Origin of the sequence: Dankookia rubra (assembly GCF_004355005.1) — a bacterium.
GTDB classification, from domain to species: Bacteria; Pseudomonadota; Alphaproteobacteria; order Acetobacterales; family Acetobacteraceae; genus Paracraurococcus; species Paracraurococcus ruber_A.
In genome coordinates this window covers 100,591-115,565 of the sequence record NZ_SMSJ01000014.1, presented here as the reverse complement: position 1 = coordinate 115,565, position 14,975 = coordinate 100,591, and the positions used below count along the sequence as shown (strand labels likewise).

The window sequence follows — 14,975 nt, the reverse complement described above, 5'->3', positions numbered from 1 at the left end:
CGCCCGTCAGGCCCAACCACCCCGCCGCAAGCGGATGCAGCCGCGTGCCGAACGCTCAAGTCAGCCTGCCAGGACGCCCTACGCTCCAACCCGGTGAATAGGACGGGCTAGCACCGAAGTCTGTCCGGCGTGCATGAGCTCGTAATGTCGCCTCAGCCGGTCTGCATTGCCAGGACCAGCTGGCGCACTGTTTCGGGCAGAAAGGGCTTCTCAATCACGGGACGGTCTGAGCGGGCCAGGACACCACTGGTCGCCTGGCCCAGTGTATCACCGGTGACGAATATGGTACGGGCGCAAAGATGCGGCCGTACACCTTCCATCCAAGCATAAAGCGTACCGCCATCAATATCTGGCATTCGCAAGTCGCAGAGAATGATATCATAGTCTCGGTCCGTGAGCAGGCGCTGTGCCTCCGCGCCCGTTGCCGCCAAGTCGCAGCGGTAACCCAATGGTCGGAGGACCTCGGCCAACATGCCGGCCAGATCGGGTTCGTCATCAACGACCAGAGCGCGCCGGACGGGCTGTGCTTCACCGGCTTCGACACGGCGGGCTCTACGCTCGGCCGCCGTCACATCCTCCGCCGGAGCTCGCGGCAACCGCAACACGAAGCACGCACCACCCTCCGCTTCGTCACGAAGACCCAGTGAACCACCGTGCGCCTCCGCGATGCCGCGGGAAACGGCAAGCCCGATACCAGTTCCGGCTCCGACTGGCTTGGTCGTGAAGAAGGGGTCGAAGATACGTCCCTGGACGTCTGCCGGGATGCCGGGCCCGTTATCGCTAATCGTGACCTCGATGGCGTCGTCCGCCATCCGCGCGGCGATGTGGATGTAGCGTGGCTCCGCGCACTGCTCCAGTGCCTGACGTGAATTGGTGAGCAGATTAGCCATCACTTGTTGCATTTGATCAGCATCGCCGAGCAGCGGCGGCAGCTCGGCCGGAACGTCGCGTGTCACAGCAATGCCGCTACTACGCAGTTGATAAGCGAGAAGCTGCAGCGCGTCGTCGATTATCTTGGAAGCCTGCAATGGACGGCGCACAGCAGCTTGCTGCCGCGCCATGGCGAGAAAGCTACGCACAATACGGGCGCAGCGATCGGCGGCGACGCGGATCCGTTCTGCCCGTTCCGCGATCGCCGGCATCTCCGCCTCCATCTGCTCCTGCAGGATCAACGCGCTGCCAAGGACAATCGAGAGCGGATTGTTCAGCTCATGCGCGACGCCTGCCAAGAGAGAACCGAATGCGGCAAGTTTCTCGCTCTGCTGTAGCGCCTCGCGTTGACGCTGGATCTCAGCGGCGGCAGCGCGCGCTTCGGTCAGGTCGCGCAGGTAAGCGGTAAAGAGCCGACGCTCAGGCAGGCGCACTTCGGTGATGGCGAGTTCTGCGGAAAAGATGCTGCCGTCTGCCCGCATTGCTTCGAGTTCTACCCGTCGGCCAAGCATCCGGCTTTCCCCAGTCTTGAGGTACCGGTCGAGGCCTTTGGCATGACGCGTGCGCATGGCCGGAGGGACGATGAGATCGGCGATGGAACGGCCTATCGTATCCGCCCGCTGATAACCGAAAATCTGCTCGGCCGCCGGGTTGAAATCAACAACCAATCCCGCCTCGTCGATGACGATGACGCAGTCGAGTGCGGAGGCGGTGATGGCGGTATTCAACGCCTCACTGCGGCGTAACGCCTCGAGCTGTGCGGCAAGTTGCTGCTCGCTCTGCTTCAGCGCGGTGAGGTCACGAGTGAAAACAAAATAGCCGTCTACTCTGCCCGATGTTCCGCGATAGGGCACGTAGTAACGCTGAACAAAGCATGGAACGTCCCGCACGGTGTCATGCATCCAGCCTTCCCACCGTGCCGCTTCGCCTGCCAGCGCCTTGTCGCCGCAGGGCTTGAGCTGGGCGTATAGATGGGCGAGCCGCGCATAAGCCTCTTCGCCGAGAAGTTCGGGAACAGTGTGCCCTAGCAGCTCTTCTGGCCGGCGGTTCACGAAAGCGGCGTATTCGCGGTTGGCATAGCAATGCCGCCGCTCACGGTCCAGCAGCGCCACACGGGCGGGAATGGCGTCAAGTACCGCGCGGAACTGCGCCTCCCCGACCTCGAGGCAGGGAGCAAGATGGGGTGGTACGTTCATAGCGCTGCTCCGTACCGTGCAGGCTTTGTGGTCCTGGCACGCCGCCTAGATTGCCGCAGCTGGCAAAGCTTCACGGCGGCCGCGGGCAGGCCAGTATCCATCGCTTATGCCGGCCAGTGATGAGTGTTTTTATCACGCCGGTGCGAGGCAAATACAACGGTGCCGCTGGCCCTTCCCACGCGCACGCCCACGATAACTGCCACGCCGTCCCAGCATCATCCGGCCATCGCCACGATGGTGATGGAGGATGAGAGATGGACGAGGCAATGAGATTGGCGGGGATCTGGTCAGCGAGGGTGCCCTGGAGCCCGTTGCGCAGCCTGCGCCACTGGTATCGTGAGCGGCAGACAACGGCGGCCCTGCTGTCGCTCGACGACGCGCAGCTCAAGGATATCGGGATTTATCGCGGCGAAATCCCCTGGCTTGTGCGCAAGCAACTCGACGCAGGTTGACGACCAACGCACTCAGCACACGCATCAATGCCGTGGCCCATGCGCCGCAGCTTCATTGGCATTTTAGGGAGAACTCATCATGGCTCTCGCTTGGATCACTCAGGTTAAGAACGACAGCAATGTCACCTTGACCCTGCTGCAGAACGACCCCAGCAAGCACCCGGTTTGCAATGGCCATCAATTCGGCCCTGACGAGCCGATCCGCGTTCCGCCAGGGGCGACCATGGATTTCAGCTGGTTCGTGATCCCCTGGAAGGATTCTGGGCGCCTGCTCGTGAAAGGGCCGAACGGTGCGGTCACCTGGCAAGTTGGACCATTCGTCGACATCAACACCGATACCCTGCAAGGGCGGGCACCGGGCGTTGCGCCGCAAAACATCAAACTTGGCGACCGGGGAGGACCACTGACTGCCGACCAGATAGAGTTCCAGCTACACGCTACAAATACCGGCATCACCTTCGTGCCGAAGGGTGCCGGTGTAGGCAACGTCTTCGGCTGGACGGTGAAGCTTGTCGCCACGGTATTCGGCGCGTTTTTTTGAAGCAAGCCGCGGGATGGAGGTGCTGCGCAACGCCTCCATCACCCATGCACAACTTCGCGCAGCCTTTGCGAAAAGCGCTTAGGCTCCAGCTAATCTATTGGAGGATGACCATGCTTCGCACCACATCTTTCTTCCGCTTGGCCATTATCGCCGCGCTCACCGCAGCGCCGGCCGTCGTCCATGCCCAAGCGCCGGTTGACGGCAGCCAAATGCCCATGAACCTGGGCGGCGGCGTTGTTGGCGGTGGGGGGGCCACGCTCAGTGGCGGCGCCGACGACATGACCATCACCTACAGCCAGCGCGGGGCCGGTGGTGGCGCCAGCTACGAGCAGCCGGGCCGCATCGGCATATTCGCCGGCAACAGCGGCGGCAACCCTTCCTTCACCTACACTGCGCCGTCTTCCGTCGAAGCCGGCCGCGAGGCTTGGCTCCAGGGAGGCGGTGATGACGCCCAGGTCCTTTACATCGCGCCACGGCGGCGGTGACCTTGCAGCAGGATTTGGGCCAGGGTGGCGCGCAGCACCGCCACTTGGTCTACCAGCATCGTACCGGTCAGCGGCTTTCGCAGCAGTGCGAAAGTGCCGTTGCGATGCGGGCGCTCCGAGGATGCTCTGCTCAACGCTCAACATACAGACGTGGCGCATACAGACGTGGTGCGTAGCCGGGGCCAGGCTGCACTGAGGTGGTCCCCAAGCATCAAATTGTTTGACGGCCCGGATAAGCGCGGTTCTGACTTTACTAGGCCGCTCACCAGTTTAGTTTCTGCACGTCTACGAAATGACCAGCGATCGCGGCCGCGGCAGCCGTTCCCGGCGAAACCAGGTGCGTCCGCGCACCTGAACCCTGGCGCCCCTCGAAGTTGCGATTGGAGGTGCTGGCGCAACGCTGCCCCGGCGCAACCCGGTCCTCGTTCATGCCGATGCACATCGAGCAGCCCGGCTCGCGCCACTCGAAGCCAGCCTCCCGCAGAACGCGGTCGAGGCCCTCCTCCTGCGCCTGCCGCTTTACCAGGCCGGACCCGGGCACCACCAGCGCTCGCACCCCCGGCGCCACCCGTCGCCCACGCGCGACCATCGCGGCCTCGCGCAAGTCCTCAATACGGCCGTTCGCGCAGGAGCCGATGAACACCACGTCCACCGCCAGTGTGGTCATCCACTGCCCCGGCACGAGTCCCATGTACTCCAGCATCCGGTGGTGCCGTGCCCGCTCTGCCGCATCAGGGATCTCGTTCGGGTCCGGCACCCTGCCGGTCACCGGCACGGCGGTGTCCGGCGTGGTGCCCCAGGTCACCAACGGGGCGAGGCCAATGGTGTCCACTGCGACGACGCGGTCGAAGGCTGCGTCCGGGTCGGATCGCAGCCCGCGCCAAGCAGCGACGGCTCGGTCGAACTTTGCCCCTGCGGGCGCCCCCTCGCGGCCCCGGAAGTAGTCGAAGGTGGTGTCGTCGGGCGCGACCAGTGCTGTGCGCGCCCCGGCCTCCACGGCGAGGTTGCACACGGTCATCCGGCCGGCCATGCCGAGCGCTTGCACGGCGGCGCCGCGGAACTCCACCGCGTGGCCGACGGCGCCGGCGGGGCCGAGCGCAGCGACCACCGACAGCGCCAGGTCCTTGGGCGAAGTGCCAGGGGGCAGCGCGCCGGCGATCTCCACGGCCATCGCCTTCGGCTTCGACAGCAGCAGAGTTTGAGTGGCCAGCACCTGCTCGACGTCGCTCGCGCCAACACCGAAGGCGAGTGCGCCAAACGCGCCGTGGGTGGATGCGTGAGAGTCGCCGCTTGCGATCGTCAGGCCTGGCAGCGACAGCCCCAGCTCCGGTCCCACCAAGTGGACAATTCCCTGGCGAGCGTCGTTGAGCGGGATGAGCCGCACACCGCTGCCGCGGGCATCGGTGGCCAGCGTCTCGACTAGGGTCCGTGCGGCCGCGTCCTCGACGCCGCCGCTGCGGTCCGTGGTGGGAACGGCGTGGTCGGGAATGGCGATCGCCGCCTCCGGCTTCCGCACAGCGCGACCGGCAGTGCGCAGCGCAGCGAAAGCCTGCGGGCTGTGCAGGTCATCAAGCAGATGCAGATCGATGTAGAGGAGGTCGGCGCCGGGCAGCCGCGCCACGACATGCTGGTCCCAGATCCGGTCGAGCAGTGTGCGCGGCGTCGTCCTGGTCGTCATCACCATCTTCCCGGGACCCCGAACAGCAGCACCGTCCCTTGGGTCACGTAGTAGCACGCGATGGTGGTGATTCAGGGCCTTCAAAGTAGGCGAAGGTGATTTTCTTTTCCTTCAAGGCAGAGCCCTGCGCTAGCGTGCGCAAACTGCTCCGCGGGAGACGGGCACATGGAAGAGTATCTCGCCACAGTCAAAAGGTTTGCCGGGGCGTTTGCACCACGTGGCTTTGCGGACTGTGATGGGCGGCTACTGCCGATTAATCAATGGCAGGCGCTCTTCGCCCTTCTTGAAACAGCGTATGGGGGCAACGGCCAAACCAACTTTGCCCTGCCAGACATGCGCGACAGGGACAAACACGGCCAGCCAATCCCTTTCGGCAGCAATGGCAAGCCCCGATGGATCATATGCATTGAAGGGCCCTTTCCACCGCACCCATGAACGCGGCGGCGTAGTCCAGATGTTTGCTTGAGACAGGGCGACCCGCTTCACAGCATGCAGATCTTGAGCGTGCGGCGGAGGTGCTCGGACGCATCCCGTCACCGATCAGGTCGTCGCCGCTCGGCAAGGCGCGACCGCGCCGGCAAACGCTCTTGGCACTGAAGACACAGAAGGATTCGTCAGGGGGCGGCACTACACGCACCGCCCCCACAGGGTCAGACGAGGATGAAATCTGCCGTGTCGAACTCGCGTGCAAGACGACCGAGGAAGGTCACGTTGTCACCGCCCCCAAGGTCAAGCACAGCGCCGATCGGGCCATCCGTCAGCGCATCCAGTGGGTTGAAGTCGGGCTCAAAATTTGACAGCCGGATGACGTCGCCCTGGATGTTGAAATCGGTGATGAGATCCTGCCCGACCACCACGTCGCCGTTGTATTCGAAGCTATTGTTGCCGCCGCCGCCCGACATAGTGTCGTTGCCCAACCCGCCATCGATAGTGTCGTTAGCCGCACCGCCGAGGATCACGTCATCACCGGCACCGCCGGAGAGGAAGTCGGCTGCGGTGCCCGCCGAGGCGACCGTAGCGAAGGCGCGGATCAGGTCATTGCCATCGCCGCCGAAAATCGTATCAGGAGCGATGTTGCCGCCGAGCAGCGTGTCGTTGCCGGCGTCACCGAAAGCGAGGTCGCCGACCGGGTCATTCCAAGCGACCAAATCGTCACCAGCACCGGCAAAGACAGTGTCATTACCGGCCATGCCACCGACAGTGTCGTTGCCGCCACCGGCGCGCACCAGATCGTCGCCAACGCCAGTGTTGATGTTGTCGTTTCCCGCCCCACCATCAAGCAAATCATTGCCGTCTAGGCCGGCGATGCTGTCATTGCCCTCGTCACCAAAGATCAGGTCGGCGAAGTTGCTACCGGTGAGCGTGTCATTGCCGCCAATGCCTTCGATGACGGTGGCCTCAGCCCCGGCGGTAAGACTATCGTCGCCGGGGGTGCCGAACAGAACGTCGGGCATGCTTGTATCCTCCGCTGAAATGCCGGCGGCTACGCGCCGGGCGAGCGGAACAAAGCAGACCGCAGCAGGCAATGGTGCTTGGAACTGCGTGGCCAAAATTCAAGAAAGACGGAAGTGTGATCTGGAACACACGACGCTCGCGCGAGGCGCGCAGTGGCGCAACTTATTTGCTGCTTTAAGCCACGATTCAAAATCATAGCTGATTACGCCTCGTATAATCTCGAACCGCCCGGCGATCTGCTGGGCGGTGTTGAGCGGCGCGCCGCATGGCCAGGGTATGTCGCGGCGAGCGCCCGGGCTTGAGCACTTCGTACGGGTACTCGTAGCGCAGTTGCTCGAGCGAGAAGGCCTAGCTAGCCTCAAGCGCGGCCAGGCTGTTGGCCAGCGCCTTCGGGTGGTCGGCGAAGAGCCGGGCCATCTCGGCGGCCGGCTTGAGGTGCCGCTTGGCATTGGCCTCGGCGGCGTAGCCCAGCGCGTCGACGGTGGTGCGCAGCCGGATGACGGTGAGCACGTCGGCGAGCCGGCGGCGGTCGGGATGGTGGTAGCGCACGTCGCCGGTGGCCAGCAGCCGGGTCCCGGTCTGCGCCACGAGGTCGCCAAGACGTCGAGCCGGTGCCGGTCTGCGCCGCGGAAGATGCAACTGCCAGCGAGGAGGAGGGGCAGGGCGAGCCGGTCGCGCAGCGCCATGGCATCCCGGCGCAGCTGGGCCGCCCATACGGCATCGGCCCGCTCGGGCGGGATCGCCGCCAGCGCCCAGCCCTCGGCAGCGGCAAGCATGGCCGCGCGGCTGATCCGGCACTCGCCTTTCGGCGCATGCATGCGGCCGCGGGACAGCAGGGCGGTCAGCCGGCCATAGGCAGCGTGGCTGCCAGGCCAGCCACTCGGAGCCGTCGTCGAGCCGGAGGCGGCAGCCGACCCGGAAGGGCAGCCCGGCCGCCTTGGCCGCGACATGGCCGCGGACCACGCCAGCGAGGCTGTTCAGGTCGCAGAGGCCGAGCCCGGCGAGGCCCAGCGCCTGCGCGGTCTGCACCAGCTCCTCCGGGTGGGATGCGCCGTCGAGGAAGCTGAAGTTGGACCGGGCGCCCAGCTCGGCGAAGGCGGCCACGGCAGCCCGCCGGTCAGGTGCTGTGCGGCGGGCGGGGCGGGCGTTTGAGGACCACGAACCGGGCCCGCTCGAGCTGCGCCACGAGCTGCTCGGCGAGCAAGGTGGCCGCCATCTCCCAGGCGGCGCCGCGCCGCGGCCGGCCGCGCTCGTCGAACCGCAGGCCATAAGCCAGGGCCGAGGCGAGCTCCGCCTGACCCACCGGCAGCAAGGGGCCGGTCAGCGGGGCAGGGGCCTCGGCGGCGGGATCGGACGGTTCAGGAGAGGGTGATTCGGGCATGGGCCGACGATGCTAGGGCATCGTGAACGAATCAAGAACAAATCCATCGCCCTGTGCCAGTCCACATGGGACTGATACCCGCACGCGCCGCAGCGGCCGTTGTCAGCCCTCCTGCCACGGGTGGTGCATACTACGCCTGCTGCTGGCAGGCTTGACGACCGACGAGACGAGGCCGCCCAACAGCAGAACAGACCTACCCATGCCAAGTCCTTGCCCAACCCAGCCGTCAAGCGTACCAGTACGGCTCGCTAGAACCGGTACTTAGCTTCGACCAGCAAGCCGTAGCGCTGCTGCTCGAAGCGAGTGCCAGAATACGACCGCTGAGATTGTCGGAAGGTGCTCTCGCCATCGTAGGAGAACAGCCCCCAATACCTGCCACCGACGCCCAGCTTGAACCGGTCAGTGAGCGCGTAGCTGACCATCACCTCAGCTTCGACACCTCGAGCTGACCCGCGGTGATAGCTGTTGGGTGTGGGTCCCAGGTCGACGCGAAGATAATGGCTGTCGTCGACATTGAAATGCGCATAGGGCACCCAGGCAACTTCGGCAGAGACAGACAAGCCTTTAACGAGGGCAACCGGTATCGCCGCTCCCAGCCCGACGCGGAGCACGTCCCAGCGGATCCCGTAACCGACGGCTTTCACCGACTGATCAAGCAATACTGTTTGAAAACACTCCCGCGGCGCTACGTCACGTGTCTCGCAGTTGAGGCCTTTCGAAATCGGATTATCGCTCCAGTAATGATATCCGATAAACGGGCTTATCGTGAGGTCCGGCATATGCTGAGGTACAGGTCTTAGATTTATGCCCAGGTCGAGCATTGCATACGAAAGATCCGCGCCATTCACCGCCGACCGGGTGACGGAAAAACTTCTCTGACCAGCCAGAAAGTCTCGGTCAGTCATCTCACCGTCGCCGTTGATGCCGCCACCACCGCCAAGTGCTTTGACAAACAGGCGCGTCGTATGATGATCAATGCGGACGTATCCTTCGCCTGAATGTGCCGTATTGCCATTCCAATCCAAGGTCGACGTGGGATTGCCGTAGCCAGGGAAGCCATTGCTGAATTTAAAATGGTTATTGGACTGTGAGTACCAGTAACGCACCCCTCCGGAAAAGCTGAATTGGCTGGCGAATGCGCCTAAACTCTCCATCATCTTGTATGGAAGCGGGCTCTGCGCGAGGACTGGCAATTCCTGCGCTCTTGCATTTATAGATAACGCGCAAATAGCACTCCAGAAAAACTGGATACCCCATTTTTTCATTGTCACTCGCCCAAATATGCTGATTTGCTAGAACACTCGAATAAATCAAAAGATAGCCTACTGCTGCGGAGGTCATAGGGGTAGTAAGGACCGCACCCCTGATCACGTTTGCTTCGACCAGTGTGGCCCGCGAGTGACCTGTGCCGGAACGCGAAAAGCCCCGTGACCTCGGGGTGAGGTCGCGGGGCTTCGTGTGCCCTCCGCGAGGAGGGCAGGGGTGGGGCTATCGCGGCTGGCCGCCGGCGCCTGATCTGGCCCGGCGGCGCCGCTCGAGCACCAGGGCCTGGAAGGCCCGGAACTCGGGCGTCCGCGCGAAGCGGACGAGATAGCCGCCATGGGTCAGCTCGCCATGGCACGCCGCGCAGACCAGCCAACCATGCTCCGGCCGGTTCAGGCCGCGATGGAAGAAGTGGTCGAACTCGGCGCCGGGCATGGGCCGGCTGTCCTCGGCGAGAACACGCGCGCGGGCGCAGCAGGGACACTGTCCACCGTAGGGCTCGGCCGCCGCCACCCGGGTGAGGATGGTCCGGCTCAGGGCCGAGAACTCCCGCCTCTGGCCCAGCACCAGCTCCTGGCCCGAGAGGGCGAGGAACATGAGATCCGCCGCATGCCGGTCGATCGTGTCGAACCGGCGATGCAGGTCGCGGAAATGCTGGGCGAGGTGCGGCAGCAGCGGATCGGGATCCGCCGCGGCCTGCGGCGCCGGCCGCTCCATGGCGGCGCGGACGGTCGTGTTGCACCAGAGGTGGAAGGCCGGCGAGAGGTGGCGGGCATAGGGCAGCGCGAGCTGCCAATGGGCCCAGGTGCCACCGCCGTGGCCGCCGGCGACGGCGACGAGGCCGTCGGTGTCGATGGTCCAGATGCCGGCCAGGCCGGCATCGGGCGCGACCGGCTCGTCGAGCTCGGTCCAGTGGGTGTCTGCATAGGCGCGAAAGCGCGTGGTCTCCTCGAGGGCCAGCCAGTCCGCCGGGCGCCGGTCCTCCGGGCGGCCTGCTGCCCGCCACATGTCGGTCAGGTTCAGCATGGTGCCGCGAAGGCGCACGGGGGTGCCCTGATAGCTGAGGGTGCTGATGGGGGTCATGGGATCTCCAGCAGTGGTTCGGCCTTGCTCAAGGGGCCGCGACGGTCGGCTCGGAGCTGCCGAGACGGGCTGGAGGCAGGGGGCAGGCGTTCAGCCCGGCCGGCCATAGATGCGGCCTGCCGGGCTGGTACGGACCGCTGGCATGCCGGTGGTCCGCAGCCGGGTGGCCTGGAAGGAAAGCCGCCCGGAACGCCGCAGTGCCGGCCCCGAGTGGGCCGACGCCACGCAGCGCAAGCCCGGCGTGGTCGCCATGGGCCGGCCGTGTGGTCTGGCGCGGTCGTGGCCGCACCGCTGCCGCGCGCACGCGGCAGGCCGGAACACCCGTCCTGGATCCAGGCGGTGCCGGTCGGCCTCATACCATCGCAGCGCCTTGCCACCGCTGGCAGGGTCAGGGTTCGCAGAAGCGGCCGGCTCAGTGCCGGATGCGCGGTGCCGGACAGCGTCAGCGCCGGGATGGCGCGTCAGGAGCCCGCCCAGCTGCGAGGACGAGGAGGAACGAGAGGCTGGCGGTCCGGTCCCTGGGCCCGGGCAGGGACGGCGCGGGACGGGCGCCGGGCATCATCGCTGATGCAGGGGCGTGATCCTGCGGCCGGCCGGCTTTGGCTCGACCCTCTGGAGTGACGGACTGGGTTGCTGTTCAGGGGAGCGGGTCTGCCGGCGGGGCCGTGCCTCTCGTCCAGCATAGATGGGGATGCTGACTCGGGATTTCAATGCAAATTCAGCACGAATAGGCTTCCCGACCCGATTTGTTGCCAAACGGGTTGCCCGTTGCAACCTCGGGTGATAATCTCGAATTCGCGAGGAAATGGCCGATTTCGGCACTCCTTCGCCCCGCTCGTAAAGCGGCGTCCAAAGGACGCTGCACGCTGGTCTGAGCATGCCAGCCTCCCGTTGGCCTTGTGCTGCCGGGCTGCCCCGTCACTCATCGCTGGGGCGCGATGCGATCCGGCCTCGTCTGGCCGTTCTGAGGCTCGAGCACATGCTCCGAACCAAGCTCGCGCAGCCAGCGGCTGCGCCTTTCCCCGTGCTTGCCTGCAACGCCGACCGAGGTCGGCAACCACATCCTGAACGCGACAGGGTTGTGCATGGCATGGCCGCCCTGTGGCGGTCGTCAGCGCGCAACATCCAAGCGGGCGTCGCCACCGCTCTCCGTACCGCAGCGTCCATCGTCACGACGGAGCTGTCGCATGCGCACGGATGACGACCGCCTGTTCACCGTCGCCGAAGCCTGCACCTGGCTCGGCATCAGCGACCGTACCTTCCGCCGTCTCCGGCAGAAAGGCGTCCTGCACGCCGCCAAGATCGGCGGCTCCGTGCGGATACGTGAGTCCGAGCTGCTTCGACTGGTCGCTGATCTAGTCAACGAAGATGCAGAGGGGCCAAAGCCTTGAGCCGGGTCCCCGCAACCGCCGCACCGCTCTTGGCGGTGCTGAACGGTGATACGTCCTCCCGAACGCCGGTCGTGACCGGCGCTGACCGCCCGACCCGCGAGGCCATCATGAACGCCATTCCCGAGTGCGTTGCAAGCGCACTGGACCCATCCCAATCCTTCCGCGTCAAGCTCACCTTCGCCGATCTCATCGTCATCGTGCGCGGATCCGCCACGCTGACGGAGATGCAGAAGCGCGACCTGATCTCCGACCTGGAGACGGCCGCACGGATGCTCGGCCTGCCGCCGAGCGGCGTGCCCTGTGACGTGGTCTGGCTGGCCCAGCACCTGTTCCGGAAATCGGCCGCGGCCTTCGGCAAGTCGAACTACCGCTTCCGCAATATCCTGTCGTCGGTGCGCAAGGCCCTGCGCCTCGTCGGCCTCCACCAGCCGCGCCGCTGCGGCGAGAGTGACCTCACCCCCGAATGGATCGAGCTGCTGGACGCGGCCACGTTCCAGCCGCAGCGGGCCGGGCTGCGACGCCTGTTCCGTCACTGCGCCATCCGCGGGCTCCCGCGGTCCGCGCTGACTGACCCGGTTTTCCACGCGTTCCTCGACGAGGAAGGCGCGACGCGTCTCTCGGCCAGCACGACGCGGCGCGGCGCTGCAGTGGCCCGCGCCTACAATCGAGTCATCGCCAGCAGTCCGCGCTTCAGCGACTGCCAGCCGCTGCAGGCGCCGCGGCGGCGGCAACCCTACACCTTCTCCCTCGAACGCGTCCCGGGGATCCAGGCCGAGGAAGCGGTCTTCAAGGAGTGGCTGAGCCCGAGCCAGGGCAAGAGCCTGTTCAAAGCGAAGGGCAGCAAGCGCCGGGCACGACCAGCCACCGTCAAGGCGCGCTGCTTCTCGGTACGACAGATGGTGGCCGCCCTGGTCCATATGGGGCATGACCCCGCCGCCATTACCAGCTTCGCCTACCTCGTCGAGCATGCCAGCGACATTCTCGACTTCTTCGACGCGCGCGCCCGGGCCAAGCTGCCCGAGGAGGAGCGCGAGGAGGCCGAGATCGTCGGCGGCCAGCTCGCGGTGATCGCCGAAACCCTCTTCATCATCGGGGCGCACTTCCTTGGGGTGACCGGCGAGGCGCCCGAGCAGCTCCGTGCCATGCGCAAGCTGGCCCAGCCGCGTCGCAAGGTCGGGCTCACCGGCAAGGTGCGCGAGCGGTTGCTGCGGCTGATCCAGCCCTACAACCGCAGCCGCCTGCTGCTGTTGCCGGAGGAAGTGGAAAAGGCTGCCCGTAAAGCCGACAGGACGGACACGGCGATGGCGCGCCGGTTCATGCTCGCGGTGGCCATCCAGGTGCTGCTGGTTTGTCCGCTGCGGATGAAGAACCTGGCCGGCCTGCGCCTCGACCAGCACCTGCAGCGCCTTGGCCCGGGTGGTCGGTGGATCACCCACATCGTCATCGCCGGTACCAAGATGAAGGGCCATGCCGACCTGGAGTGGCCGGTGCCGCCCGCGGCCGCCAAGCTGCTGGACACCTGGATCCGCGTCTGGCGCCCCCTGATGGCCGGCGAGACTGGCGGCAATGCCTATCTCTTCCCCGCCTTCGGTAAGGCTGACTCCAAGAGCCAGAACGCCCTCGCCGAGGGCATCAAGAAGCTCATCAGGCGTGAGATCGACCTCGAGGTGCACCCGCACCTGATGCGGCACTTCGCGGCCTGGCGGCACCTGAACCGGCACCCCGGCCAGTACGAGATCGTCCGACGCGCCCTCGGCCACGCCTCGGTCGAGACCACCATCGCGGTCTACTGCGGCCTCGAGGCGGAGAACGCGGCGCGGCTCTTCCACGGTGGGCTGGAGGACGACACGACCGAGGCACGGCGCTTCGTTCGCGCCAAGCAGCGCGGCAAGACCGCGCCGCGGCGGCGCTGAGGGAGGGACGATCCATGCCACGCATCATCGATCCGCGCCGCCGCTGCCTCGACCTGCCGGACTGGCCCGAGCCTGACCGACTGGCCTGGGAGGCGGCCATGCGCGGCCGCCGGGGACGCTTCTCGGCGCGCGGCCTTGCCGCGCGCCTCGCGCCTGCGAGCATCGAAAAGGCGTTCGAGGGATATGGCCGCTGGCTCGGCTTCCTTCGCTACCATGGCTGGCTCGATCCAGCCGTCGGACCTCAGGAACGGGTCACCGAAGAACGGACGGCGGCCTACTTCGACGAGCTCGTTGCGCTCGGCAACAGCGATTACGCCATCGTCGGCCGCTTCCAGGAGCTGCAGGCAGCGCTCCGCATCATGGTGCCGGGCGCCCAGGTCGGCTGGCTGAGCCGCCCAGGGGGCACCCCGCTGCGGCACCGCCTCGCCATGGAGAAACGCCACTTCCAGGTGCACCACAGCGCCACGCTCTACGCCTGGGGCAAGGAGATGATGGAGCGCGCCGTGACCCTGCTGGGGCCGCGCCGGCGGCAGGTGATGCTGCGAGACGGCCTGCTGATTGCCCTGCTGGCCGCGGCTGGCCCGCGTCTCGGCTCGGTCAAGCTGATGCAGCTCGGCGAGCACATCCGGTTCGACGGAGAGGAGTGGTGGATGTCGCTTGACGTCCCTGACATCAAGACCGACGAGCCGCATCGGGTCCCGCTGCCCGCCAGCCTCACGCCCTGGCTGGCGCGCTACGTCGAGGTCGAGCGGCGTGAGCTGCTGGGCAGCCAAGTCAGCGATGCGATGTGGGTGAACTGGGGTGGTGCGGCGCTCGGCGAAGCCGGCATCGAGAAGCGCATCCGCTGGTGGTCGGCCAAGCGCTTCGGGGCGGAGCACGCCTTCGGGGTGCACCGCTTCCGGCACTGCATCGGCACCACGGCTCCGCTCATGGCACCCGACACGCCGGGGATCGGCGCCACGGTGCTCGGCATCGGCGGCCGGGTGCACGAGAAGCACTACGATCGCGGGCAGCGCGCCGCGGCGGGGGCTGGCTATCTCGCTGGGCTTGATGCCGACCTCGAGGAGGCCAGGGACTATCTGCGGCGCCTGGGAGGCCGTCCTCCACCCGAGGCCGACGAAGCGGATTCCGCCGGGGCGCCGTAGGTCAGAGGCAGCGGGCGAGGTGACAGCCACCATCCCCTGCCGCAAGCGACGGCAGGGGAGCC

At 66.2% G+C, this 14,975-nt stretch carries 14 protein-coding genes and 1 pseudogene; 7 read left to right on the top strand and 8 right to left on the bottom strand.

Annotation, left to right across the window (positions count from 1 at the left end):
* Window positions 1–152: 152 nt before the first annotated feature.
* A complete protein-coding gene (locus E2C06_RS13470) occupies window positions 153–2,126 on the bottom strand; it encodes a PAS domain S-box protein (protein ID WP_133289117.1) in 1,974 nt (657 codons plus the stop codon).
* A 254-nt stretch (window positions 2,127–2,380) separates the two neighbouring features.
* Between E2C06_RS13470 and E2C06_RS13465 the strand changes: the two genes are divergently transcribed.
* The 3 genes from E2C06_RS13465 to E2C06_RS13455 all read left to right on the top strand — a co-directional run bounded on the left by E2C06_RS13465 (window position 2,381) and on the right by E2C06_RS13455 (window position 3,604).
* Window positions 2,381–2,578, top strand: coding sequence for a DUF1127 domain-containing protein (locus E2C06_RS13465; RefSeq protein WP_206664533.1), 198 nt, complete (start codon window positions 2,381–2,383; stop codon window positions 2,576–2,578).
* A gap of 79 nt (window positions 2,579–2,657) precedes the next feature.
* Window positions 2,658–3,119: a hypothetical protein gene (locus tag E2C06_RS13460; RefSeq protein WP_133289116.1), complete on the top strand. Its 462-nt coding sequence runs from the start codon at window positions 2,658–2,660 to the stop codon at window positions 3,117–3,119.
* Window positions 3,120–3,229: 110 nt separating this feature from the next.
* Entirely contained in the window at window positions 3,230–3,604 is a 375-nt protein-coding gene (locus E2C06_RS13455) for a hypothetical protein (protein ID WP_133289115.1), read from the top strand.
* A 262-nt stretch (window positions 3,605–3,866) separates the two neighbouring features.
* Here the strand turns inward: E2C06_RS13455 and leuC are convergent, their stop codons facing one another.
* Window positions 3,867–5,282, bottom strand: a complete 1,416-nt coding sequence (gene leuC / locus E2C06_RS13450; protein ID WP_133289114.1) for a 3-isopropylmalate dehydratase large subunit — start codon at window positions 5,280–5,282, stop codon at window positions 3,867–3,869.
* A gap of 165 nt (window positions 5,283–5,447) precedes the next feature.
* On the opposite strand from leuC, the gene E2C06_RS13445 reads away from it, so the two are divergent.
* Window positions 5,448–5,717, top strand: a complete 270-nt coding sequence (locus E2C06_RS13445) for a phage tail protein (RefSeq protein ID WP_133289113.1) — start codon at window positions 5,448–5,450, stop codon at window positions 5,715–5,717.
* A 215-nt stretch (window positions 5,718–5,932) separates the two neighbouring features.
* Here the strand turns inward: E2C06_RS13445 and E2C06_RS13440 are convergent, their stop codons facing one another.
* The 6 genes and pseudogenes from E2C06_RS13440 to E2C06_RS13425 form a co-directional block, all read right to left on the bottom strand.
* Complete coding sequence (locus E2C06_RS13440) at window positions 5,933–6,736, bottom strand: calcium-binding protein (protein ID WP_133289112.1); 804 nt, start codon at window positions 6,734–6,736, stop codon at window positions 5,933–5,935.
* A gap of 349 nt (window positions 6,737–7,085) precedes the next feature.
* Window positions 7,086–7,325, bottom strand: coding sequence for a PHP domain-containing protein (locus E2C06_RS39360; protein WP_241671268.1), 240 nt, complete (start codon window positions 7,323–7,325; stop codon window positions 7,086–7,088).
* A 312-nt stretch (window positions 7,326–7,637) separates the two neighbouring features.
* Window positions 7,638–7,841: pseudogene (locus E2C06_RS39355) on the bottom strand (PHP domain-containing protein); the annotation flags it as partial.
* A gap of 13 nt (window positions 7,842–7,854) precedes the next feature.
* Window positions 7,855–8,118, bottom strand: a complete 264-nt coding sequence (locus E2C06_RS38485; protein ID WP_193560456.1) for a hypothetical protein — start codon at window positions 8,116–8,118, stop codon at window positions 7,855–7,857.
* A 248-nt stretch (window positions 8,119–8,366) separates the two neighbouring features.
* Complete coding sequence (locus tag E2C06_RS13430) at window positions 8,367–9,383, bottom strand: omptin family outer membrane protease (protein ID WP_241671265.1); 1,017 nt, start codon at window positions 9,381–9,383, stop codon at window positions 8,367–8,369.
* Between the two features lie 223 nt (window positions 9,384–9,606).
* Window positions 9,607–10,464 (bottom strand): KilA-N domain-containing protein, encoded by an 858-nt coding sequence (locus E2C06_RS13425; protein ID WP_133289109.1) that lies wholly within the window; start codon window positions 10,462–10,464, stop codon window positions 9,607–9,609.
* A 1,187-nt stretch (window positions 10,465–11,651) separates the two neighbouring features.
* On the opposite strand from E2C06_RS13425, the gene E2C06_RS13420 reads away from it, so the two are divergent.
* The 3 genes from E2C06_RS13420 (at window position 11,652) to E2C06_RS13410 (ending at window position 14,913) form a co-directional block, all read left to right on the top strand.
* Window positions 11,652–11,855: a helix-turn-helix domain-containing protein gene (locus E2C06_RS13420; protein WP_165982377.1), complete on the top strand. Its 204-nt coding sequence runs from the start codon at window positions 11,652–11,654 to the stop codon at window positions 11,853–11,855.
* A 107-nt stretch (window positions 11,856–11,962) separates the two neighbouring features.
* Window positions 11,963–13,768, top strand: coding sequence for a site-specific integrase (locus tag E2C06_RS13415; RefSeq protein ID WP_133289107.1), 1,806 nt, complete (start codon window positions 11,963–11,965; stop codon window positions 13,766–13,768).
* Between the two features lie 14 nt (window positions 13,769–13,782).
* Window positions 13,783–14,913, top strand: a complete 1,131-nt coding sequence (locus E2C06_RS13410) for a hypothetical protein (RefSeq protein WP_133289106.1) — start codon at window positions 13,783–13,785, stop codon at window positions 14,911–14,913.
* Window positions 14,914–14,975 lie beyond the last annotated feature (62 nt).